This window comes from Paenibacillus sp. 3LSP (assembly GCF_032465655.1).
GTDB lineage: Bacteria > Bacillota > Bacilli > Paenibacillales > Paenibacillaceae > Fontibacillus > Fontibacillus barengoltzii.
Genome location: NZ_JAWDJI010000166.1, coordinates 38,358 through 62,258, shown reverse-complemented (window position 1 = coordinate 62,258; position 23,901 = coordinate 38,358). Strand labels below are relative to the sequence as shown.

The 23,901-nt window shown below is 50.7% G+C and carries 20 protein-coding genes and 1 CRISPR repeat array (1 of these 21 cut by a window edge); of the genes, 18 read left to right on the top strand and 2 right to left on the bottom strand.

What is annotated here, in order from left to right; genetic code table 11:
• Positions 1-8 precede the first annotated feature (8 nt).
• The 13 genes from RW092_RS13725 (at position 9) to RW092_RS13665 (ending at position 12,196) form a co-directional block, all read left to right on the top strand.
• Positions 9-488: a Na+/H+ antiporter subunit E gene (locus RW092_RS13725; RefSeq protein ID WP_028538598.1), complete on the top strand. Its 480-nt coding sequence runs from the start codon at positions 9-11 to the stop codon at positions 486-488.
• Positions 485-766 (top strand): Na(+)/H(+) antiporter subunit F1, encoded by a 282-nt coding sequence (locus RW092_RS13720; RefSeq protein ID WP_016313892.1) that lies wholly within the window; start codon positions 485-487, stop codon positions 764-766. The genes RW092_RS13725 and RW092_RS13720 overlap by 4 nt, the downstream gene beginning before the upstream one ends.
• The gene (mnhG, locus tag RW092_RS13715; RefSeq protein WP_036625680.1) at positions 750-1,163 is read left to right on the top strand and encodes a monovalent cation/H(+) antiporter subunit G; all 414 of its coding nucleotides are present in this window, start codon (positions 750-752) and stop codon (positions 1,161-1,163) included. Before RW092_RS13720 ends, mnhG begins: the two co-directional genes overlap by 17 nt.
• 111 nt (positions 1,164-1,274) lie before the next feature.
• A complete protein-coding gene (locus RW092_RS13710; RefSeq protein WP_085169400.1) occupies positions 1,275-1,493 on the top strand; it encodes a hypothetical protein in 219 nt (72 codons plus the stop codon).
• A gap of 124 nt (positions 1,494-1,617) precedes the next feature.
• Positions 1,618-2,037 (top strand): HNH endonuclease, encoded by a 420-nt coding sequence (locus RW092_RS13705; RefSeq protein ID WP_085169398.1) that lies wholly within the window; start codon positions 1,618-1,620, stop codon positions 2,035-2,037.
• A 242-nt stretch (positions 2,038-2,279) separates the two neighbouring features.
• A complete protein-coding gene (ahpC, locus tag RW092_RS13700) occupies positions 2,280-2,843 on the top strand; it encodes an alkyl hydroperoxide reductase subunit C (RefSeq protein WP_028538594.1) in 564 nt (187 codons plus the stop codon).
• Between the two features lie 11 nt (positions 2,844-2,854).
• Complete coding sequence (ahpF, locus tag RW092_RS13695) at positions 2,855-4,384, top strand: alkyl hydroperoxide reductase subunit F (RefSeq protein ID WP_316010470.1); 1,530 nt, start codon at positions 2,855-2,857, stop codon at positions 4,382-4,384.
• A 170-nt stretch (positions 4,385-4,554) separates the two neighbouring features.
• Positions 4,555-5,499, top strand: a complete 945-nt coding sequence (locus tag RW092_RS13690) for an ABC transporter permease (RefSeq protein ID WP_016313886.1) — start codon at positions 4,555-4,557, stop codon at positions 5,497-5,499.
• Between the two features lie 12 nt (positions 5,500-5,511).
• Positions 5,512-6,441: a carbohydrate ABC transporter permease gene (locus tag RW092_RS13685; RefSeq protein WP_016313885.1), complete on the top strand. Its 930-nt coding sequence runs from the start codon at positions 5,512-5,514 to the stop codon at positions 6,439-6,441.
• Positions 6,442-6,502: 61 nt separating this feature from the next.
• Positions 6,503-8,017, top strand: a complete 1,515-nt coding sequence (locus RW092_RS13680; RefSeq protein ID WP_028538592.1) for an ABC transporter substrate-binding protein — start codon at positions 6,503-6,505, stop codon at positions 8,015-8,017.
• A 134-nt stretch (positions 8,018-8,151) separates the two neighbouring features.
• Positions 8,152-9,879: a sensor histidine kinase gene (locus tag RW092_RS13675; protein WP_085169396.1), complete on the top strand. Its 1,728-nt coding sequence runs from the start codon at positions 8,152-8,154 to the stop codon at positions 9,877-9,879.
• Positions 9,880-9,886: 7 nt separating this feature from the next.
• Positions 9,887-10,648, top strand: coding sequence for a response regulator transcription factor (locus tag RW092_RS13670; RefSeq protein ID WP_016313882.1), 762 nt, complete (start codon positions 9,887-9,889; stop codon positions 10,646-10,648).
• A gap of 27 nt (positions 10,649-10,675) precedes the next feature.
• A complete protein-coding gene (locus tag RW092_RS13665; RefSeq protein WP_316010469.1) occupies positions 10,676-12,196 on the top strand; it encodes an ABC transporter substrate-binding protein in 1,521 nt (506 codons plus the stop codon).
• Between the two features lie 55 nt (positions 12,197-12,251).
• Here RW092_RS13665 and RW092_RS13660 read toward each other — a convergent pair whose 3' ends face one another.
• Complete coding sequence (locus tag RW092_RS13660; RefSeq protein WP_316010468.1) at positions 12,252-15,314, bottom strand: endo-1,4-beta-xylanase; 3,063 nt, start codon at positions 15,312-15,314, stop codon at positions 12,252-12,254.
• 382 nt (positions 15,315-15,696) lie between these two features.
• Between RW092_RS13660 and RW092_RS13655 the strand changes: the two genes are divergently transcribed.
• The 5 genes from RW092_RS13655 to RW092_RS13635 all read left to right on the top strand — a co-directional run bounded on the left by RW092_RS13655 (position 15,697) and on the right by RW092_RS13635 (position 21,416).
• Complete coding sequence (locus RW092_RS13655) at positions 15,697-16,533, top strand: YitT family protein (protein WP_316010485.1); 837 nt, start codon at positions 15,697-15,699, stop codon at positions 16,531-16,533.
• Between the two features lie 236 nt (positions 16,534-16,769).
• Positions 16,770-18,278, top strand: a complete 1,509-nt coding sequence (locus RW092_RS13650; RefSeq protein ID WP_316010467.1) for a sugar ABC transporter ATP-binding protein — start codon at positions 16,770-16,772, stop codon at positions 18,276-18,278.
• On the top strand, positions 18,279-19,298 hold the full coding sequence (locus RW092_RS13645) for an ABC transporter permease (RefSeq protein ID WP_127575568.1): 1,020 nt from the start codon (positions 18,279-18,281) through the stop codon (positions 19,296-19,298).
• Between the two features lie 43 nt (positions 19,299-19,341).
• Positions 19,342-20,340: a sugar ABC transporter substrate-binding protein gene (locus RW092_RS13640; RefSeq protein WP_316010466.1), complete on the top strand. Its 999-nt coding sequence runs from the start codon at positions 19,342-19,344 to the stop codon at positions 20,338-20,340.
• A 38-nt stretch (positions 20,341-20,378) separates the two neighbouring features.
• Positions 20,379-21,416 carry an NAD(P)-dependent alcohol dehydrogenase gene (locus RW092_RS13635; protein ID WP_316010465.1) on the top strand — a complete coding sequence of 346 codons (1,038 nt, stop codon included), beginning with the start codon at positions 20,379-20,381 and terminating at the stop codon, positions 21,414-21,416.
• A gap of 88 nt (positions 21,417-21,504) precedes the next feature.
• On the opposite strand, the gene RW092_RS13630 is transcribed toward RW092_RS13635, so the two are convergent.
• Entirely contained in the window at positions 21,505-22,632 is a 1,128-nt protein-coding gene (locus tag RW092_RS13630; protein WP_316010464.1) for an ROK family transcriptional regulator, read from the bottom strand.
• Between the two features lie 467 nt (positions 22,633-23,099).
• Positions 23,100-23,901: direct repeats of the CRISPR family, unit length 32 nt; unit sequence GTCGCACCTCATGTAGGTGCGTGGATTGAAAT; it runs 1,768 nt beyond the window's last position.

Here is a 23,901-nt window from a genome sequence, read left to right as displayed (position 1 = left end):
GGACAGCCATGCCCATTCAGGTGCTGCTTAACATCTTTATTGCTTATCTGTGGATGTTTCTGCAGGATGAAACGAGCATTATCAACTTTATTGGCGGTTACATCGCCGGGGTGTTTATCCTATTTTGCATCCGCCGCTTCTTTAATAAGCCGTTCTACCTCTTTACATTGGCAGCGGTAGGCAAGCTATTTGTGATCTTCATTTATGAACTGGTGATCTCGTCGATGATGGTGATGAAGCACGTGCTCCGTCCCAAAGTCGATGTGAAGCCGGGGATCTTTAAGGTGGAGACGGATTTGGAAGGGGATTTGGAAGTGACCCTGTTGTCCTTGTTGATCTGTCTGACACCGGGCTCCGTTGTGATGGAGATTACCCCGGATGCGAAGACACTATACATTCACGGACTGAATATGCCAGAGTCCAAAGAGTCGGTACTGAAGTCCAAATCCGTGTTCGAGAAAGCGATAAAGGATGTGACCCGGAAATGATTTTTCAGACGATCTTGATCATCGCGTTATGTCTGTTACTGGCGGCGATCTTAGCTAACTTGTACCGCGTCGTCAAAGGTCCGTCCAGTGTGGATCGGATCATGGCGCTGGATTCCATCAGCATCAATTTAATTGCGAGTATCGCGGTATTCTCGGTATTGCTGCATACGCATGCGTTCTTTGATCTTATCTTGCTGATTGGGATTTTATCCTTCATCGGAACGGTGGCGTTTGCCCGGTTTATGGAAAGGGGTGCGGTCATTGAGCGGAAGCGGTGAAGTTGTAGGGGCGATTCTGATCCTCGCGGGGGCTGTCTTCAGCTTGATTAGCGCGATTGGCAATTTGCGTTTACCGGATGTGTACACAAGGTCTCATGCTGCATCGAAAAGTTCTACATTGGGTGTGCTGTGCGCTATGGTTGGCACTTTGCTGTATTTTATCATCGCCGAAGGCTATTTCAGTATTCGCCTGATCTTGGGGATCTTCTTCGTCTTTCTGACGGCTCCGGTGGCCGCCCATGTCATCAGCCGTGCCGCCTATCGTCACTGCGTGCCGTTAGCGGAGGAAACTGCCCAGGATGAGCTTCGAGAATACTACCAGCAGGATGAGAATTTCGAGGGGGAAGATCAGGTAGAGCCGGTGGAGCAAGAGACGGTGCTTCAAAGTACTTCCTAAGCCGATATTCGCCCATGTGAGGATTATCATAGATGACAGTCGTTAAAATTTTAGATAATAATGAAGCGGCACAGGCCGCAGGAATCACATTGGTAAAAAGGGGCAAGTAGTATGGCTGTTCATCGGGGACCCGTAGATCAAGACGTGGTCATTGAGAAGGTTCGGAGTTTATTTACATGCCGGGTGTTGTGGAGCGAAGGGCGTCCCTGCCTGGAGTATGACAGCCGGGAAGAGCTGGATCGGATCTCTGAATATGTCAGAACGAATTTTGGGATGGAGCTGCTTGATGTTTTCTTTACGGCAGTCGAGAGCTTGCCGGAGGATGATTAATGGAATAATCGCTTTATAGTTAGCACCCTTAGGGGTGCTTTTTTCTATATGGAACGAAGTTCCAAGGGGATGAGGGAATGTCTGGCCCTGTCGGAGAGACCCTATCGTTAAGGAGGAGCTGGTGATGATTACGGTACTGAATACAGATGGTCGGGAATTAACCCCTTGTACCCTGGACCGAGCTTGGCGGGAGGTGAATCGATCGCGTGCCGTTTGGATTAATGAGCAGACCATTCAGTTGTTATACAACCCTTTTCTGTTCCGGAAATATCGGAAGATCGCCTTAAAAAGAGACCGTTACACTTGCCTATGGTGCGGACAGCCTGCAACAACGGTGGATCATCTGATCCCCTCCAGCAAGGGCGGTTCGGATCTGCCGCGCAACCTTATTGCCTCCTGCGGCGAGTGCAACTCAAGACGGGGGAATCGCCCGGCGTGGGAGTATTTTAGAGAGAAGATGGGTTTCATTCCCCGTCCCCTCAAGCTTGGTTTTCATATTTTGATAGCTTTAGGCTGCTCAAAGATCAAACCAAGATCTCATTAAATAATTCTATAACCGGAAAGAAAGGATTTCCCGGCCTTTGGGTGGAAATCAGTAGTGTACGATCAAAACGTTTGGCGCTAGGGGAGCGAACGCGTCTGTCGGCCTGGGGTTAGATTCGGCTATTCCGGGTATATTAATTATGAAGACTTGATGAACTGAATTGACAGTGAGAATCATTAGCATATAATAATTAATATAAATAACCAGAAGAAAACAATAAAGATAAAAGGAGAGTTCAAATCATGTCGTTGATTGGAAAAGAAGTATTGCCTTTTAAAGCGCAAGCCTATCACAACGGGAAATTCATCGAGGTTTCCAACGAAGATTTCAAGGGAAAATGGAGCGTTGTTTGCTTCTATCCAGCGGACTTCACTTTCGTATGCCCAACTGAGCTGGAAGACTTGCAAGATCACTACGCTACTCTGAAGGAGCTTGGCGTTGAAGTATATTCCGTTTCCACGGACTCCCATTTCGTGCACAAAGCATGGCATGACAGCTCCGAAGCGATCGGCAAGGTTACTTACATTATGATTGGTGACCCAACTCACACAATTTCCCGTAACTTCGATGTATTGATCGAAGAAGAAGGCGTAGCTGACCGCGCTACCTTTATTATCGACCCGAACGGCGTGATCCAAGCGATTGAAATTACCGCTGGTGGTATCGGACGTGACGCAAGCACGCTGATCGACAAGATCAAAGCTGCTCAATACGTTCACAACCATCCAGGTGAAGTGTGCCCTGCGAAATGGAAAGAGGGCGCCGCTACTTTGAAACCAAGCCTTGACTTGGTAGGCAAAATCTAAGGAGACCGACTATGAAACTGGATGCAGACATTAAACAACAATTAGAGCAATATCTTCAGCTTCTGGAAGGGAATGTTCTGCTGAAAGTCAGTGCCGGAACCGATGCGGTTTCGAACGAGATGCTGGACCTCGTGAATGAGTTGTCCACCATGTCGGATAAAATTACCGTCGAGCAAACGAGTTTACCCAGAACCCCAAGCTTCAGCGTAAATCGCGTTGGGGAAGACACCGGCATCACCTTTGCCGGTGTTCCTCTGGGCCATGAGTTTACTTCCCTGGTACTGGCTTTGTTGCAAGTCAGCGGAAGACCACCTAAGGTAGAGCAAAATATCATTGATCAAATCAAAGCGATTAAAGGCGAATACCGCTTTGAAACCTATGTGAGCTTGTCCTGCCACAACTGCCCGGACGTCGTTCAGGCGTTGAACCTGATGAGCGTACTAAATCCTGGTATTTCCCATACCATGATCGACGGCGCGGCTTATAAGGATGAAGTCGAGAGCAAAGAGATTATGGCTGTGCCAACGGTATTCTTGAACGGCGAGTTGTTTGGCAATGGCCGGATGTCCGTCGAGGATATTTTGGCGAAATTGGGTGCCTCGGACACGTCGGCGTTTGAAGGCAAAGAACCTTTCGACGTGCTTGTGATCGGGGGCGGACCTGCCGGTGCCAGCGCAGCGATTTATGCTGCACGCAAAGGCATTCGTACCGGAATCGTGGCAGAACGCTTCGGCGGCCAAGTCAACGACACCTTGGGAATCGAGAACTTGATCGGTACGAAATATACCGAAGGTCCGAAGCTCGCAGCAAGCTTGGAAGAACATGCGAAGGAATATGACATCGACATCATGACGTCGCAACGGGCGAAGAGTCTTCGCAAGAACGACTTGGTTGAAGTGGAATTGGAGAACGGTGCTGTGCTGAAGAGCAAGACCGTGATCATCTCCACAGGGGCACGTTGGCGCAACATGAATGTACCGGGCGAAGCGGAATTCAAGAACAAAGGCGTGGCTTATTGCCCGCACTGTGACGGTCCGCTGTTCGCAGGCAAACGTGTGGCTGTTGTTGGCGGAGGGAACTCCGGCGTAGAAGCAGCCATCGACCTGGCGGGCATCGCATCGCATGTAACCGTGCTTGAATACATGTCAGAGTTGAAAGCAGACTCGGTTCTGCAAGATCGTCTGAACAGCTTGCCAAATGCGACTGTAATTAAGAACGCGCAAGTGAAGGAAGTCACAGGCGACAGCAAGGTGAACGGACTGACCTATATCGACCGGGAAAGCGGTGAAGAGAAGCATCTGGAGCTGGAAGGCGTATTCGTTCAAATCGGTCTCGTACCGAACACCGAATGGCTGGAAGGCACACTGGAACGCACCCGGATGGGCGAGATCATCGTCGACAACCGCGGAGCTACAACGATTCCAGGCGTATTTGCCGCCGGCGACTGCACGAATACGGCTTACAAGCAGATCATCATTTCCATGGGATCTGGCGCGACGGCAGCATTAGGTGCCTTCGATTACCTGATTCGCAATCAATAAAATATGGCGTTATCGATAAAGCCCGCTCATTGAGCGGGCCTTTTTGGTGTGTAAACCTAACGTTTTTTGACTATGGTCTCAAGTTTGTTGTCTGGATGAAAGCGCTATCTCTCCAATAAAATGAGGGTATCCAGAACAAAACAAGCTGAAGTGGAAAGAGGTGACCGCGTATGGACTCGAAGCTAAATGGAAAGCGCTTACGGACGCGTTGGCGCAAGCAAGACACGGAGCTGACCTTGTTGGCTTTGCCAACTACAATCTGGTACATCTTGTTCAGCTTCCTGCCGATGTTCGGTATCATCATTGCCTTCAAGAACTTCAAAATCACCGGCGGTTTTCTGAGCAATGTATTCAAGAGCCCATGGGCAGGTCTCAAGAACTTTGAGTTCCTATTCAAGTCCAACGATGCCTGGATCATTATCCGAAACACGATCGGCTACAACATTATTTTTATCGTTCTTGGAATTGTGATCCCTGTAGCCTTGGCATTGATGATCGGGATGCTTCACAACCGCAAGGCAGGCAAGGCGTATCAAACGATGATGTTCCTGCCGTACTTTCTCTCCTGGGTTGTCGTCTCGGCTGTGGGCTGGGCGTTCTTGAGCTTCGATAAAGGGATTTTGAATCAAATGCTGGCCGGTTGGGGAGTAGATCCCATTAACTGGTACATGGAACCGCAATATTGGCCTTACTTCTTGATTTTTATGAATGTGTGGAAGGGACTCGGCTACGGCATGGTTGTGTATTTGGCGACCATCGCGGGTATCGATAAAACTTACTACGAAGCGGCCGTCATCGACGGCGCCACCCTTTGGCAACAGACCCGGTTCATTACGCTTCCCCTGATGAAGCTGGTCATCGTCATGATGTTCATCCTGGCGGTGGGACGCATTTTCTATACCGATTTCGGGCTGTTCTTCCAGGTGCCGCGGGATTCCAACTCCCTGTTTAATGTGACCACAACCATTGATGTTATGGTTTACAAGCAGTTGAAAACCGCAACGGTGGGGATGGCCTCGGCAGCAGCCTTCGTACAGTCGGTTCTGGGCTGTCTGATGATTCTGGCCGCGAACTGGACGGTTCGCAAAATCGATCCTGACAGCGCGATGATTTAAGGAGGTGCAGATATGGCAGCAAGAACGGTGTATGAAAACGGCCTGGACCGATTTAATCGTCCAAGTAAAGGGGTGAACGTGCTCCTTCATCTCCTTTTCTTCTTCCTGGCTTTGATATGCGTCGTGCCGATGCTGGTGGTGTTGTCGATCTCGCTGTCCAGTGAGCAATCGATCCGGGAGAACGGGTATCACCTGATCCCAACGGCGTTCTCGGGAGAGGCTTACGGGTATATCGCCAAGCAAGGAACGGTCATTTTGCAGGCGTTAGGGATCTCGGTCTTCGTTACGATCGTCGGAACGGTGCTGGGCATTCTGCTCACCACCTCAATGGGGTACGTTCTGTCCCGGCCGAACTATAAGCTGAAGGGGTTCCTGACTTGGGTCGTTTTTATTCCGATGGTGTTTAACGGCGGTTTGGTCTCCAGCTACTATATCAATGCGAATATGCTGGGTTTGAAAGATACGGTATGGGCGTTGATTCTGCCTCTGGCGGTCTCCTCGTTTAATGTCATCATCTGTAAAACGTTCTTCAAAAGCACGATTCCGGATGGGTTAATTGAATCCGCGGAAATCGACGGGGCCGGCCAACTCCGGATCTTCTTCTCGATCATCCTGCCGATCTCGTTGCCGGTGATCGCTACGATTGGTTTGTTCCTATGCTTTGGTTACTGGAATGACTGGTTCCAATCGATGTTGTATATCAACAATCAGGACCTGTATTCCTTGCAGGCGCTGCTGAATAACTTGATGAGCAACGTTGACGCGCTGGCTCGAAATGCCTCGAGCCTGGGGATCAGCTACGCCGAGCTGGTGGCCACGATGCCTAAGGAATCGGCCCGGATGGCAGTAGCTATCGTTATCGTGCTTCCTGTCGCCTTTGCGTATCCGTTCTTCCAACGCTACTTCATTTCCGGGTTGACGGTAGGTGCGGTCAAAGGCTAATGCGAAATAAGCTGAGCTTGTCTCAGTTTATGAAATATATATTCAAAGGGAGGATATATCTATGAAAAGGTCTTTGAAGCTCATCTCTACTCTATGTGCTGTGATGCTTTTCTTGTCCGTTCTTGCGGCTTGCGGCGGCGGTTCAAACTCCAATTCTTCGTCGTCCAGCAATACGCCATCGGACACTTCTTCCAACACCTCTACAGATAACTCGACAACAACAGGTTCTGGGGAAATCCCGACCTTGGTGTGGTGGACGATTGGCGGACAAATTCCGGATAACTTCGAGAAAGCCGTCGAAGCGATGAATGAATACACTGCAGAGAAAATTGGCGTTAAAGTAGATATCAAGGTAGCCAGCTGGGGCGAGTGGGACACCAAAATCAATACGATTGTAAATACGGGTGAACCTTTCGACATTCTGTTTACCAACGTCTCCAAATACAATCAGCAAGTGACGATGGGCGCATTGGCGGACATCACCGAGCTGGTGCAAAGTGAGACGCCGGAGCTGTACAACTTCATTCCAGAGAAAGTATGGGATGGGACGAAGGTTGACGGCAAAATCTATGCTGTGCCAACCTATAAGGATTCTTCGATGACCCAATACTGGGTGTTCGACCACAAATATGTTGATAAATACGGCATCGACTTAAGCAACATCAAGACGTTGAAGGATCTGGATAAACCGTTCCACGATATGAAAGCAGGCGAAGGCAAGAGCTTCTATCCGTTGCCACTGACGCAAGGCGATGGGTTTAACGGATTCTTCAACCGGTACGATGATCTTGCACTGGGCTTCCCTCCGGTTGGCGTGAAGGTAGACGACGCTTCCCGTCAGGTCGTATCCGTACTGGAACAGCAAGATATCATGGATGAATTGAAGATTTTGCACCAATGGTACAAGGATGGCATTATCAATCCAGATGCTCCAACCAAGCCTGAAGCCGACAAAGGCCGTCCATTCTTCAGTGCGCAAGGCTTCCCAGGCGCGGATATCACTTGGCAAATTAACGAAGGTGTCGAAAAGTACGATATGACGCAAGTTTATGGTCCGCTCTATACGACGGCTACGATTCAAGGTTCGCTCAACGGAATCTCGGCGAACTCGAAGTATAAGAAGGAAGCTCTGAAATACCTGGAGCTGGTGAATACGGATCCGAAGCTGCGTAACATGCTGGCCTTTGGTGAAGAAGGCGTGGACTATGTGAAAGTAGATGGCGAGAAAGTGGTTGAACGGATTTCCGATACTTGGCCGCTGGCCGCTTATACGCAAGGCACATTCTTCAACATGGCAACAACCAAAGGGGCTCCAGAAGATCAATGGCAACAAGTTCAAAAGCTGAACGAACAAGCAACAGCTTCGGCCTTGCTGGGCTTCTCGCTCGACACAACGAATCTGCAAACGGAAGTGGCGAACGTAAAAGCAACATGGGATAAATACCGTTACGAGTTGCTGACGGGCGCATCCGATCCGGAGAAGATGGTACCGAAGATTGTTGAAGAACTTAAGAAAGCCGGGATGGATACGATCATGAAGGCAGCTCAAGAGCAAATCGATGCCTTCTTTCAATAAGAAATAAAGCCCGAGTAAGTGAGCCCGGACGGAGGAGGATTCCCCGTTCGGGCTTTCCCATATGATGATATAATGGGAATGAATGAGGGCAATGGAATCAGCGCCGCAAGACTAACGGTGAAGGAGGCGCGGGAGTGGGTTCCTTTTGGCAGATTAAAATCTATCGCAACAAATTCATTGCCTATACGGTGTTTGTCGTAGCCATCGGTCTCGTGCTGGGCCTTATGACCTGCGCGGTGCTCATCTATCAGTGGATCGAGGGGGCTCGTAACGAGGCGGTCAGCGCCTTCGGCCGGGTCGAGAGCGAACTGCAGTATGATACCGATCGTATTGAGGCTTATATGCAGCGGATCTATTCCAATGACCGCTTGATGACGGATGTCCGATATTTCTTGGGAAACACGGCGGAAGGGTATCTGACGAGCAGACTGGAATACAGCTTGTATAATGAGCCGTTGGTTTCCTTCCCTGAAGATATGAGGGCCTTCTTATACAGCTCGATGAAGGGGGATCTCACGCAAGTCAGTTTGCATACCGAGAACGGGGCCAACCTCGTGCGGTTTAGCAACAGCGGCAATGTCAGCTTTCGGTTTGGCGTTCCGAATACGGATGAGATTTTTCGCGAGAAATTGGAGAAAGGATTTGTGTACCGGAAGAAGCTGTCCGATCCAAACCAAATCTCTCGTCAGATTGGGGAATTTCGCTTCCTGATTGGCAGCGAACCGTTATTCCGAAAGATTCTTGGCTATAAATTGGATATCGCCGCTGCCGTCAGTGGTACGGGTGAAGTGTACATGATCACCGGGATGGATCACGGAACGCAGGAGATGATTCTGCGCGCCGCTGAAGAGACCCGCAACAGCGGATTTTCTTCCCTTGGCGGATTAAAAAATGTCTTCTTCATGAACTTCCATTCCACGAAGTTTGATTACCGTTTGATCATGCTTGTGGACTTGTCCCATCTGATGCGTGAGAAAGCGGGCATACTAGCCACCATCGTTGGCAGTGTCTTGCTGGCCATGATCAGCGTTCTGATGCTCATCAGCTACAACATGCGAGACGACGCCAGATTTTTGAAGCATATTATCAATTCCATTAAACGGGTCAAAACGGCCGATTTCACACCGAATTCCCCTGCCCGATATCGCCGTAACGAGTACGGGATGATTGCCCGGGAATTGGACGATATGGTTCATGAGCTGGACAAACATATCCGTACGGAATATTTGCTAAAGCTCAAGCAGCAGGAAACCGAGATGAAAGCGCTTCAGCATCAGATCAACCCGCATTTTCTCTATAATACGCTGGAGTCGATTCGATCTACCGCGTTGTTGCACAAGGACGTGGATACTGCGGATGCGATCGCGACCCTAGGCTCCTTGTACCGCGATATCGTCCACAAAGATAATATTATTACGATCGGCGAAGAACTGGAGCTGCTGCAGAAATTTTTAAGCATCATGGAGCTCAAATATCCGGGAAGATTCTATTATCAAATTGATGTGGAAGAGCCGCTGCTTGCCATATCCACGGTGAAATTTTGGATGCAACCGCTGGCTGAGAACTTCTTCGTGCATGGCTTTAATCCGAGCAGTGAATTTAATTTGCTCGTCGTGAATGGCTGGGAGGAGGAAGGGCGCTTCGTTCTGGAATTTGTGGATAATGGCAAAAGTATACCTGAAGCGCGCTTGGAGGAAGTGAGACGATGTCTTTACAGCAGAGAGGATGCCCCCGTTCGGAGCATTGGGCTAAGGAATGTGTATACTCGGCTGAGCTTTTTCTATGGGGACGCTTTTCGGATGGAAATTGAGAATAATGAGGAAGCAGGAGTCAAAATTACCGTAATCATCTCAAAGGGGTGACTGCAGGATGTACAAACTTCTGATCGTAGATGATGAACCGCAGATTCTGGAGGGGATGAAGCGAACCCTGAATTGGGAAGAGTACGGCTTCCACCTGATCGAGACGTGTGAAACGAGGGAAGATGCGATCGCTAAATCTGTGGAGATTATACCGGACATCGCTATCTTCGACGTACGTATCGGCCCGGATCTCGGTTATGAGATTATCCAAAAGCTCAATGAGCTGCGTCTTCCAACCCAATATATCATTATGAGCGGGTACAGCGAGTTTGAATATGCCCAAGCGGCGATCCGTTGCGGCGTGAAGGACTATCTGCTCAAGCCCGTCGATCGTTCCAAGCTGCAGACGGTGATTGAGAAGATCATTGTGGAGGACCTGAACGGGGACTTGGACGGGATTCACAAGCAAGATCTGAATATAGACCCGATCCTGGGCATTCCTTACGAGGAACTGTCCAAGCTTACGAACCGCATATTGCTGATGGTGAAGGCGGAATACGCTCAGAACATTACCCTGAAGTCGGTAGCTGAGCGGTTTCGCATGAACAGCACGTACCTGGGGCAGCTGTTTCTAAAGGAAACCCGCATGAAGTTTTCGGAGTATTTGATGGCTTACCGGATGCTGCAAGCGAAGGAACAGATCCTGACCACCAACGAGAAGATTTCCAGTATTGCGCATAGTGTCGGGTATCCGAATTTGAATTATTTTTATACCCAGTTTCAAGGATACTTTGGCATGTCCCCATCAGATTTACGGAAAAAAAGCTAGTCTCCTCGTAGCGGAAAGGAGGATGTTATGCAGCAGCCCTCTTGGTTCAGACACCTGACCCTATGCGCGGTGGTCGCCGGATTGTTGGCCTTGTTGGCCGTGGGTTGTTCCCTATTTTCGGATAAAGGGGCTACGGCGCCCCATGGGGACATGGTCAATCTGGTCTACTATACGATTGGAGAGCCGGATCCGGATCTGGAGTTGGTGAATGCCAAAATCAATGAAGTGTTGGCCAAGAAAATCGGCATCACGATCACCTATAACAAGGTCGGATGGCAGGAATACGAAAACCGCCTGAACGCCATGGTATCGGCAGGAACTCCCTTCGACATCGCATACGCCCCTGAGTTCACGACATATGTCAAACGCGGGGCCTGGCTGCGGCTGGATGACTATCTGTCCAATACGGGCAAGGATATGTATGATGTGATTGACCCGATCTTTTGGGAAGGGGTGCGCATGGACGACGGGGGGATCTACGGGGTGCCGACCAACAAGGAACTCGCGGTCCGCCAACAATGGATGTATCCGGAAGAGCTGGTGAGCAAGTATAACCTCGATATTACGAAGTACAACACGTTGGAATCCCTGGAGCCGTTGCTGCAGATGATCCAGCAGAAGGAACCTGAGTATCTGCCAATGGAGCTGGATAAAGACTCCCATAACTTCTTCGCTTTACATGGTTATGAGTATGTTATTGATAAGGAGCTCCCGCTGATGGTGCGGTCACTAGAGCCGGCCCCTCAGGTTGTGAACATCTTCGAAACGGCGGAAGCCCGGCAGGTGATGGATACGCTGCGGCATTATTATCAGGCCGGCTACATTAATGAGGATGCGGCTTTGCGGGAAAGCCAGGAGCTGGAGCGGGGCAAAAAGGTGTTCTGGAAGGCGTCGAGCGGCGGACCCTTGTCCGATCATAGCTGGAGTAAGGATCGCGGCTATAAAGTGGTGGCGCATCCCGTGACGACCGAGGTGGTCACGACCGAGGATGTGCGGGGAGGCGTTATGGCAGTGAGCGCCGATACGAAGTATCCGGTCGAATGTATCAAGTTCCTGAATCTGCTGAATACCGATCCTGAGGTGCGGAACCTGTTCAACTATGGGATCGAAGGCGTGCATTACACGATAGACAAGAACGGCCAAGTCGTGCTGATCCCAAGGAAGGATGCCGACGGTAACCCGATCCCGGACGCATTGCCGGGGTACACGGGCGTGACCTATACCCAAGGCAACTGGTTCATTCTGAAGACGCGAGGCGGAGACGATCCAGAGCCGTTAAACAAATGGGAGGAGTTCCGCGCCTCGAACGCCCGGGCCGTGAAGTCCAGCACGTTTGGGTTTACGCCAGATTTATCGATGATGCCGATCCAGATCCAGAACATTAAGATGGTATGGCAAAAATATTATCCCAGCCTCATGACCGGCAGCGTAGACGTCGACACGGAGCTGCCGAAGTTTAATGAGGAGCTGAAGCAGGCGGGGCTGGACGAGGTTCGGGCCGAGATCCAGAAGCAGCTGGATGCCTGGAGTGCCTCGAAGCAACAGTGAGTCTGAAAAAACGGCGGTGCAAGGAGTTGGAATCCCTGCACCGCCGTTTTTGGTATTATTTTTTCCCTTTCGGGACTTTGACTGTGGCTTGAGCCGTCGTCTTATTGCCCGCCTTGTCGGTTGCTTCGTAGGTGATGGTGTAGATTCTTCCGTTTCCATTGCCCGAACGTTCGGCTCGAAGCAAGAACTCTTGATCCGCCGTCCCATAGTCTGCGCCTTGAATGTCGTTGGCCGTGTTGCCATCGCCCACCCCGTTATCGCTCTCGTTGCTGGTGATGGATACCAGCTTGATCGTATCAATGCCGGATCCTTCGTCGCTGGCTTTCCAGGTAACCTTGATCGGAACCAGCTTGTGATTAGGCGTGGAGAGGACGGATGGGCTGACGGTCAGCTCCAAGACCGGCGGTGTTGTATCGACAGGGCCTTTGCCTGTCAGCGTCAGCACGCCGAAGACGGAAGGGTCCTGATACCCGTTGCCGGTGGTGTCGTTCCAGGCAGCTACACTTTGGCGCGCGCCGTCTTTGGCATCGTTGATCTGCGCGTCAAAGCCGATTTTGACATCGTTCGCCGGGGTGATAGTTTTGAGCGGGATCTTCATTTCGACCGTATAGTTTGTCCCGTTGACCCGGACTGCCGATACGAAGCCTTCGGCGATGGACTCCGGATTAAAGCTGGTCTCATTGGCGTAGTTCACGCGGTATTGTCCATCATCGCTTTGATAGAACGAGGTCTTGGCGTTGTTTTCGTCCAGGAACACCTCGACAGAGTCCTGCTCCCAAGGGTTGGGGTTGTTCTTATCCAACTGCGCGTCATTGACCTGGATCAGGACGTACAGGTTGTGGTCGTCCCAGAGCGCTTTGGCCGTACCGGTTGCGCCTTGCCAAGCGGTCTGGTACCGCTCGATCGGCATCGCCGGCGCTTGATTCCAAATCGCGTCGACGGCTCCGTCTACGGCAGGTGTGCCATAGAGGGCGGTGGATTGATTCGCCTCCGACACGTCCGGCTGGTGCTCTTCGATAAATTTGGCGGGGTCAATTACGCCGTAATAGGCTGGTTTGGCTTGCAGGTTCTTGTCGAACAGCAACGGGTTGGTCGAGGAGCGCCAGCTTGTGCCGTCATCCAATCCCCAGAAGGTCACGCGTGCAATATGATCCGCATGGGCTTTGAACAGCTGCATCAACTGCGCGTACAAATACCCCTGCGCATTAGCCAGCTTCTCCGACAGCTCATAGTTGCTGCCGGCTTGGATGTCCAGCTCGGTGATGCTGATTTCTACGCCCAAGGAGATGAAGCGCTCCAAGGAGAGCCGCACATTCTCCGGATTCGTGTTGACATTATAGTGACCTTGCATGCCGATGCCATCGATGAGGAGTTTGCCGGGATGGGTTAGTGCATATTTGTCGTTCAGCGCTTTGACCATGTGGTAGATGGCCTGGGCTTTGTTCTGGTTATCTTCGTTGTAATCGTTGTAATACAGCTTGATATTCCATTCCGGATGCTGGTCGAGCACTTCTCTGGCGGCGAGGAAGGCCTGCTCGACGTAATCTGCGCCGATCGCGGTTTTCCATGGGGTTTCCCGCAAGGAAGCTTGCCAATCGCTAGGGTTCCCCGGGTTATCGTTCATCGCTTCATTCACGACGTCCCAAGAAATCACGCGGTCGCCGAAATGCTCCATAACGGTTTGAATATGGGTGCGCAGGTTAGCCAAGGCTTCTGCCCGGCTTAAAGGCACCGTGTTACCTTGCGCATCCGTTGTTGTGTTCATCCAGGCTGGTGACTGCTGATGCCATACTAAGACGTGGCCATGCATCTGCATGCCTTCGGCAAGAACTTGATCCACCAAGGCATCCGCTGCGGTAAAGGTGAAATTGCCTTTTGTTGGCTGCAGGCCATCGGGCTTCATCGCATTACCGGCGGTAGCAACATTGTGGTGCATGTTAAGCAGCTCCAGACGTACGCCTTCCAGATCCTCCGCCGAGATGGCGCTGCCGATCAAGAAGTCGTCTTGGTATGCTGTTTTGATCGGGACGAGATCCTTCTGAATTTCGATCGGGCCGGATCCAGTGGGCTCGAAACGGATGTCGTCAATGTAAAAAGAAGCGGTGGCATTGTTCGAACTCTCCACATAGATCGTTAAAAACTCGCCGCCTACGCTGTTATAACGGTAGGTGCCTTCAAATTGAACCCAATCGTCCCCGGTGTTGATCGTTTTGGAGGAGAGTTGGACGTAATTGGCGCTGCTGCCATCACCGATTTGCGTGGACAGCTGGATTTGCGAGCTGGCAGGCTCAATCAGCTTCACCCAGGCTGAGATTTTGTATTCTGCACCTTGGTCGACGTACTTCTCAACACGCAGCGATGGCCCGTGCCAGGTGTTGGTGCGGCCTTCCACCTTCAGCGCATAGGCACCGCCCGGTGTATGATTCGCTTCGTTCGTTACCGTCAACGTTTCTGTACCCGCCCGGCCTGTGAAGCCTCCGGTGGTCTGGTCTTCAAAGGTGATCGTGGTGAAAGGAAGGGCCGGGTCTCGAGGCGGTTGTTCGCCGCCGCCGGAGCTGTCTGCTTCTGTGATGCGAATATCTCCAATGTAATAAGGAACCGCAGCGCCTGCGGCGTTGGAGTTAATGCGCAGCGCTCGATCCGCGCTCGTATCTACGGTGAATTCCTTCGTCAACGTCACCGCTTGCCCTGCGACATAATCTGTCTCGGCATAGTTGCCATAACTGTCTACGGTTTGGAGCGCGGCTTTCGCGTCGGCTGGCAAACTAACGTCAGCGTCTACGTAAATCGTCACGTGTGCCGTATAGGTCTTACCGTTCGTGAGGCCAATGTCGCTAAACCGAAAATCAGCAGCGTCCCAGTTGTTGACCCGATTGCTGATATACAGGGCGCCTCCGTCCTCATTCCCAGTAAACACTTTGCCGCTGACATACGTTAGGGTCGCGCCCCCCGATTGAACCGCTTGGCCAATTCCACTCGCGAAGTCCTCATGATACACCGTCACCGTGTCGTCCGAAGCTGCGGTTCCAGCCTTCGTTACGTTGACTGGCCATCCTGCAGGCAGCAGCAACATCGCGGCGATCAGCAGCATGAAGGCGCGCTTCATCGTTTGATTCATGGACTCACTCCCCTTAGACATGGAATAGTTTTGTTAAGCGCTTTCATTTTTTCTTATTAGAAGGCTCCTCCTTTCTTGCCACAAATCATACCATTCTGCTGTGAGCTTCGGCTTTCTCGAAATTAAAGAACTTTCCTTGGTTATTTTAGAAGGTGAAGGTGCGTTTAAGAGTTCTGTCTTCTTCAGCACAGAGGTTAGAAAATGGCCCCTATTTAGGCACTCATGGGTTTGACTGCTCTTAACCATCCTAACGCGTAAATCCAGCCCTGTATTAACGATCTAACTTGTTAAAGTCATCTTGACTTTCAAAATCCGAATCGCTACGATGTTCTGGTTGTGAAAGCAGAAACATGGTGGAGAGAGGTTTGAAGTTGGAATGAAGATGAGGAAGTATGCCGCGGATATTGCGGTCTTAATTGTAGGGGCCTTTTTGTTTGCGCTCGCCGTCAACTTGTTTATTATTCCGAACGACTTTGGTGAGGGGGGCGTTACGGGGGTCACGATCATTTTGTACTACCTGTTTCAGTGGTCGCCGTCGCTGGTCAATATCGTGATCAACGGGTTGCTGCTGATTGTGGGATACAGGTTCCTGGATCGGCGGACGACGATTTATACGGTGATTGCGGTGGCATTTAACTCGTTGTTCCTGCATTTGACGGAAAACTGGCGGATCGATTCGCACGAGCCCACCATCAATGCGGTGTTCGCCGGCGTGATCGTAGGGGTAGGCATTGGCCTGATCGTACGGGTCGGCGGGACGACGGCGGGAACTGTCATTCTGGCGCGGATCGCCAATAAATATCTCGATTGGAATATCAGCTATGCGCTGCTGTTTTTCGATCTGATCGTGGCGTTGTCTTCCTATTTCATCATTGGCGCGGAGAAGCTGATGCTGACAATCGTGATCCTATATGTAGGCACGAAGGTGATGGACTTCATGATCGAAGGACTCAATCCCAAGAAAGCCGTCACTATCATTTCCGAGAAGCAGGACGACATCGCCGAAATGGTCGTCACCGAAATGGAGCGAGGCGTTACCGTCCTCTCAGGTCATGGTTACTATACGAAGAACCCGAAGGAGGTCCTTTATATCGTGATCAGCAAGCAAGAGGTATCCACCTTGAAAAAGATCGTCCGCTCTATCGACCCCTCCGCCTTTCTGACGATCCACGATGTGCGGGATGTGTTTGGGGAAGGTTTTTTGGATATTTCGAAGTGAGAATTATAGTTAGATATTTGAAGTGGTTGAAATATATCCCTAAAATGAACCGTCAGGATAATCTTCCTGATGGTTTTTTTCTTAAAAACACAATTTTGATGTATTGACAACGAATAGATAATAAATATACTTTTATTAAAATCATTTAAAAAAGTATTATTTAAAATGAAGTTCAAAAGAACGAAGGATAGCGAACTTGGAGAAACCGCAAAAATGAAGAAGCGGGGAGGGAGAGTATGGGAGAACCCATCAAGCTTAGGGTATCTCAAATTGAAAAGTCATTTCCCGGGGTCAAAGCGCTGAATAAGATCGATTTTTCCGTCAAGAAGGGGACGGTGCATGTTCTTTGCGGCGAGAATGGAGCGGGGAAATCCACGTTAATGAAGATCATCAACGGTGTGTATCAGCCGGATGCGGGTGAGATTTATCTGGATGGGAAGCTTGTGAAAATTGGCAGTCCGCTGCAGGCGCGCCAACTAGGGATATCGATGATCTTCCAGGAGTTGAATTATGTGGCGGAGATGTCCGTGGAGGAAAATCTTTTCCTGGGTAGGCTGCCGGTCAATCGCTTAGGGAAGGTCAACTGGAAAGAAGTGACCCGTCAAACCCTTCAACTGCTGCAAGCAGAACAGCTGCCCTATGACCCGAAGACGTTGCTTAAGGACTTGACGGTTTCGGACATTCAGATGCTGGAAATTATGAAAGCGGTATCAAACCAGGCGGAGCTCATCATTATGGACGAACCAACATCGGCCATCACGCAGAAGGAGGTCGACCGGCTGTTTGCGAAGATTCGTGAGCTCAAAGCCAGAGGCGTCAGCATCATTTACATCTCGCATAAGCTGGACGAGATTTTTCAGATTGCCGATGAAATCACCGTGTTCCGTGACGGGACTGTCGTGGACAGCAGACCCAAGGAGGAGCTGGATATTGAGACCGTGATCAGCTTGATGGTCGGACGTCAGTTGAAGGATACGTACCCGAAGGTGAAGGCGGCGATCGGGGAGGAAATTCTCCGAGTCGATGGACTATCTCGCAACGGGGTATTTCGCGATGTCAGCTTCTATGCACGGAGAGGCGAAATCATTGGTTTCGCGGGGCTGATGGGAGCGGGACGGACCGAGGTGATGCGATCCCTGTTTGGTCTCGATCCGTTAACCTCCGGGACGATCCGGATTAAGGATGAGGATGTGACCAAGCCCACTGTACAAGGCAGTTTAGAGAAAGGGATGGTCATGCTGTCGGAGGATCGACGGCGCTACGGAATTATTCCGGTTCGTTCCGTACGGGAGAATACGACGTTGTCCGTATTGGGGCAGGTGTTCTACGGGTTACGGCACTGTCCGAAGAGGGAGCAGGAGCTGGTCAAGGGGATGTTCGACAAGATGAGAGTGAAAACCCCCTCTTTGGAAACGCCCATTGCGTCACTCAGCGGCGGGAATCAACAGAAGGTACTGCTTAGCAGGTGGATGCTGCTCCAACCGGATATTCTGATCTTGGACGAACCAACCCGGGGGATCGATGTCGGGGCGAAATATGAAATTTACAAGCTGATCGGCGAACTGGCCGAACAGGGGAAAGCGATTCTTATGATTTCCTCCGAACTGCCGGAATTGATCGGGATGTGTGACCGCATTTACGTGATGGCGCAGGGTCAGGTGACGGGGGAGCTCGGCCGCGAGGATTTTTCCCAGGAGACCATTATGAGATATGCAACTGGAATGATGACCAGCGAGGTGAAATAGATGGATGCCACTCTTCATATCTGGCAATTAATCAAGCGGAAATACAGTATCTACCTGGTGCTGCTCGTGCTGTTTCTGATCTGTACGTTCGCGAATCCCAACTTTCTCTCCGTTACGAACTTAACGAACGTATCGACTCAGTTGGCGGTGACGACCATACTTGCATTTGGTGCCACGATCCTGATCATCTGCGGTATGTTGGACCTGTCCGCGGGCTCTGTACTGGCATTATCCGGGGTTTTCGCTGTATCTGCCTATAAGTCGACCGGTTCGATGCTCCTGGCCGTGTTGGTTGGCATATTGACCGGCGTTATATGTAACGTAATCAACGCAGTGATGATCAGTACGTTCAAGGCGCCGCCGTTTATCGCAACTTTGGCGATGATGGCCATGGCTCGGGGCGTCGCCCTTCACTATACGAAAGGTCAAAATATTCTCCAGCTGGGAGACTTCGTCGTCCTTGGGCAAGGGAAGCTGCTGGGAATCCCGATTCCGGTGTTATTTCTAGCCGCAATTGGCGTGCTGACCTGGTATTTGCTCAGCCATACTCGATTTGGGCGATCCGTGTACGCCGTGGGAGGTAATGAGGAGGCGGCGGTTGCCTCCGGAATTAACGTACACAAGATTAAATACACCGCATTTATCATCAATGGTATTTTCGTCGGAATTGCCGGGGTGCTGTTCATGGCGCGGGTGAATGCAGGATTGCCCAATGGTGCAGTCAACTATGAATTCACCGCTCTAACCGCCGCTATTATCGGGGGGACCAGCTTCTCGGGAGGCGTTGGTACAGCCGGCGGAACCTTGGTGGGGGCCTTTATTGTAGGGTTCCTGGACAACATCATGAACCTCAGCGGTGTAAATTCCTACATGCAGCAAATTATTCGTGGCGCAATCATTGCCCTGGCGGTTATTTACGATATTCAAACGAAGAAACGGAAAACAAGAAGTCTGCTTGGCCGTGTGGAGGATAACCGCCAGACGATTCGGCAGAAGCAATCCAAAAACACTTCCGTTTAATGGTACCAAGGAAATCAAATATAAGATAAAGGATGGATGCAAAGTGAGAAAAATTAGATTTTCCACGGGAATGGTCTGCTTATTTGCTCTGATCTTGGCTGCCTGCAGCTCGAACAATGGGGCAGCTCCATCTAACGCTTCCTCCAGCGGCGAGACATCCGGTAAAACTTATAAGGTTGCCTATATTGCCCGGGCGCAATCCGATTCGTTCGCAGCGTGGCTGGCTAATGCGGTTAAGGATGAGGCTGAGAAATATGAAGATATCAAGCTGGATGTATTCGACGGCGAAGCGAATGACGAGAAAGAGAATTCGTTAATCGAAAATGCGATCACGAACAAATACGACCTGGTGACCGTTCAGCCCAACAATGGTGAGGCCCAGCGCCCTTATGTCGAGAAGGTCGTGCAGGCCGGGATATTTGCGATTACGACAAATGCCCGGATATCGGGGATCGAAGGGGCTTCATCTGTAGACGCTCAGCCTTATGAGCAAGCGGCCGTGAATGCCCGGGTTGCTGTGGAACAGGTGCCGCAGAACGCGAAAGTCGTGGTCCTTCAAGGTCCGTCCGGCAATTTCCATGCCGATGAGCGTCGCAAGAGCTGGCAGGCAGAGTTCTTCGATAAACGCCCTGATGTGCAGATTGTCGGTGAGCAGATCGCGAACTGGAACAAGGATGAGGCCATGCGGTACATGGAAGACTGGGTGCAAGCTAACGACAAAATTGATGCCGTCATCTCAATGAATGACAATATGGCTGCCGGAGCCATTGAAGTTGTGAAGGATAACCCGAAATACAAAGATATGCTGGTTTACGGTGTGGATGGGACGGCTGAGGCAGTGCTTCTGATCAAAGAAGGGAAAATGACTTCCACAACGCTGCAAAATGCCTTTGAACTCGCAGAGAAGCTCCTGGATACGAGCCATAAGCTACTCACCGGTGAAGAGAAGCAAATCGATACGGATATCGGCAATCCGCTCATTAACAAAGAGAATGTCGACGAGTACATTGAGTTGCTGAAGAAGGCCGGCGCAATTCAATGATGTACCCTATAACTTACACTCACTAGGAGGAGAGAACCATGCTGAATCGAGTTGCTTATATGACGGGACTACGAGATATGGAGCTTCGGACGAGAGATATCCCGGTACCGCAAGATCATGAGGTGCTTGTTAAACTGGAATACGTAGGGATTTGCGGCTCCGATGTTCACTATTATGAAAGCGGACGGATCGGCAGCTTCGTGGTTGAGGGGGATTTCATCCTCGGCCATGAATGTGCGGGGACCATCACTGCGGTCGGATCGGAAGTCCGGCATTTGAAGGTGGGCGACCGAGTTGCCCTGGAGCCAGGGCTCACTTGCGGGAAATGCGAATTCTGCAAAACCGGCAGATACAACTTGTGTCCGGATGTGCGCTTTCTGGCCACTCCGCCGATTGACGGGTGTCTGACCGACTATATCGCTTATCCAGCGGATATGGCTTTCAAGCTTCCCGATGGGGTCAGCACACGTGAAGGTGCACTTGTGGAACCGCTAGCCGTAGGATTACACGCTGCCAGCCAAGGGCATGTAAAGCTAGGCGACCGCGTCGTGATCTTGGGTGCCGGGGCTATCGGTTTTATGTCGCTGCTGGCCTGTCAAGCCTATGGAGCCTCGGAGACGATTGTGGTTGATGTGATCGAGAACCGGCTGGAATTTGCGAAGAAGTTGGGCGCTACCCGGGTCGTCCAAGCCAAACAGGAGGACGTCGTTGCTGTCGTCGCGGCATGCACGGAAGGACAGGGCGTAGATGTTGTGATCGAAACGGCAGGAAGCGAGATCACATTGAAGCAGACTCCTTACCTCGTCAAACGGGGGGGATCCATCGTGATTGTAGGATTCCCGCCTAAGGATATCGTCGAGTATGACTTCATGCAAATCCTGTTGAAGGAAGCCCGGATTGAATCGGTGTTCCGTTACCGCAACTTGTTCCCTCCAGCCATTGGAGCGATGGCGGAAGGGCGGATTGATGTGAAGCCGATGATTACCCACGAGTTTGCATTTGAAGACAGTAAGCAGGCGTTTGACTTCGTCATCGAGAACAAGAACGAGGTCGTGAAGGCATTGATAAAATTATAGCTTTTTATACGAATGAAAAGCGGACGCTTTCCTAATTCACTAGGGGAGCGTCCGCCTTTTCATTGTGCTGTGGCCCGCGAAGGTCGCATTAAATCTCTTCGATGAATTGCTTCACCAACTGCAGGGCGGCGCCTACAGCCGTGGCTTCCAGTTTATATTTGCAGCATTGCAAATAAGTTCCATCCGGCTCAAACGTATTCCTGCGGGCCAGAAGCTCCTGAAGCTGGTCGAGGTGCTCGTCCATATAGGCTCCTACATAGCCTCCGACAATGACGTTGCAGTCGTACAGCATTCTTAGATTATTTATCGTAATCGCTAAATAAGAGAGATACTCTTCCCAAAGCGCTTGTTGCACAGGGGCTTTCTCGCGGAGTAAACGGAAAAACTCCGCCATGCTCCCATTTGTACTGTCCGACAAAATCTTCGCAGAACAATAGGCGTCTACACAGCCGCGTTGTCCGCAGTAACAGGTTCGCCCGTCCGGCACGATCGTCATGTGCCCGAATTCGCTGCTTCGCTGATTTTGTCCAGGATAAGTGCTGTGGCCAATAATGACGGAACCGCCGACACTGTTGTTAAGGGACAAATAAACAACGTCCTCGATGCCTTCCTCATTCCAGAATTCGGCCATCCCTGCGGCATTGGCATCGTTAATCAACACACAAGGATAAGGAATGAACTCCTCAAAGCTGCGGACGCTGCCCCCTTGAAAGTCGATGACAGAGGCGTATTGAACCGTCTCATTCCCATGAGATAAAATCGCCGGCAATGCAATGCCAACGCCAAGCAGCTTCTCCCGGTCGGCTCCGGATTCATCCAGAAATCGCTCCACGTGCTGGCCAATTCCTTCGAAATAAGCACGTTGGTTTATGAACGGATACTTACGGCGTTCATGGTGAATCACGTTACCACCCAAGTCGATCAAAACGATGCCAATATGATTGCGCGTCACGTCTAGTCCCAGTGCATATTTGGCCAGGGGGTTATAGGAGATGGCCTTGGCTTTTCGACCGCCCGTCGATTCAAATAGACCGGTTTCGATGACGAGGTCCCGCTCTTGGAGTTCCTTCAGGTTCTGCGTCACTGTTGGCAGCGAGAGCTGTAAGGTATGAGCGATTTCCTGGATAGATATCGGATCGTGTCGGTATAAGAACTGGTAGATCGTTTTGCGATTGATCTTCTTAACTTCAATGCTGTTAGCACGTGGAGTCTTCATAGCGAGCAGGTTCACCAACTTTAATAAATGTCTTTTATTAATTACTTTATATTATACAGAACCGTCCAATCTTGCAAACCAATAAAGTCATAGCAGGAGCAAAACAAACAGCCCTATCTGACAGGGGGTCATGCTATAATTCACATATAGTAGGGGCTTCCCACAAGATGTGAGCACCTGATGGAAGCTGCTTATTGGTGTGTCATTATAAAATTCTTTTATTTTGCTACTGGGTGGCTTTAAGGGATTAGTCTTTTGGGATGATTTTCGAGTAAAGTCACAGTGACTGCGGGAGTTTGGTGCGAACCCCAAGCGAACATGATTTTCCTGGGGGGTTCGCACCACGCGCCCCGTGCGGGCTGATAGCATTTTGACCTCTTTTTTGCTATGCTTGAAACAGCCATTTTACAAGGTTCGCACTTTTGAGCCTCTGGGGCCTTGCTGGGCCTGGGCTCATTTCGGGTGCTGTCGCACCTCATGTAGGTGCGTGGATTGAAATAACCAGGCTTACGTGTGTACCTCTCACCTCACCAGCTGTCGCACCTCATGTAGGTGCGTGGATTGAAATCATAAAGTATCAACAGACTACATCCTAGGGATTGAGTCGCACCTCATGTAGGTGCGTGGATTGAAATTTCCGTCGCTTCGAAATCGCGCCACTCTTCCGCGTCGCACCTCATGTAGGTGCGTGGATTGAAATACTTCGGACAGGGGAGTCCAATCCGTTTTATGGGTCGCACCTCATGTAGGTGCGTGGATTGAAATATAGACTGAACTCCAATTGTCCCGCAGCCGGCTTGTACCGTCGCACCTCATGTAGGTGCGTGGATTGAAATAAATCTTTCCGCGCCGTATAAAATGCGTCCCATGTCGCACCTCATGTAGGTGCGTGGATTGAAATCTTCCCAATCAGTTAGTGTAAATTCATAAATTCCGTCGCACCTCATGTAGGTGCGTGGATTGAAATATAACACGGTCGCATGGAAATGCGCTTTTGCTGCTGGTCGCACCTCATGTAGGTGCGTGGATTGAAATTGGTAAGCGAATTGTTCCTGAGCAAACTGCTGATCGTCGCACCTCATGTAGGTGCGTGGATTGAAATGTGTTGCCGATGGGGCTCAATTACGCGAGCCACGTCGCACCTCATGTAGGTGCGTGGATTGAAATCGAGCGTTGAGCCGCGCCATCTCCGCCGTATCTCCGGTCGCACCTCATGTAGGTGCGTGGATTGAAATGTATCTCGTCGCGTCGATAACGTAGCCCGGCCGG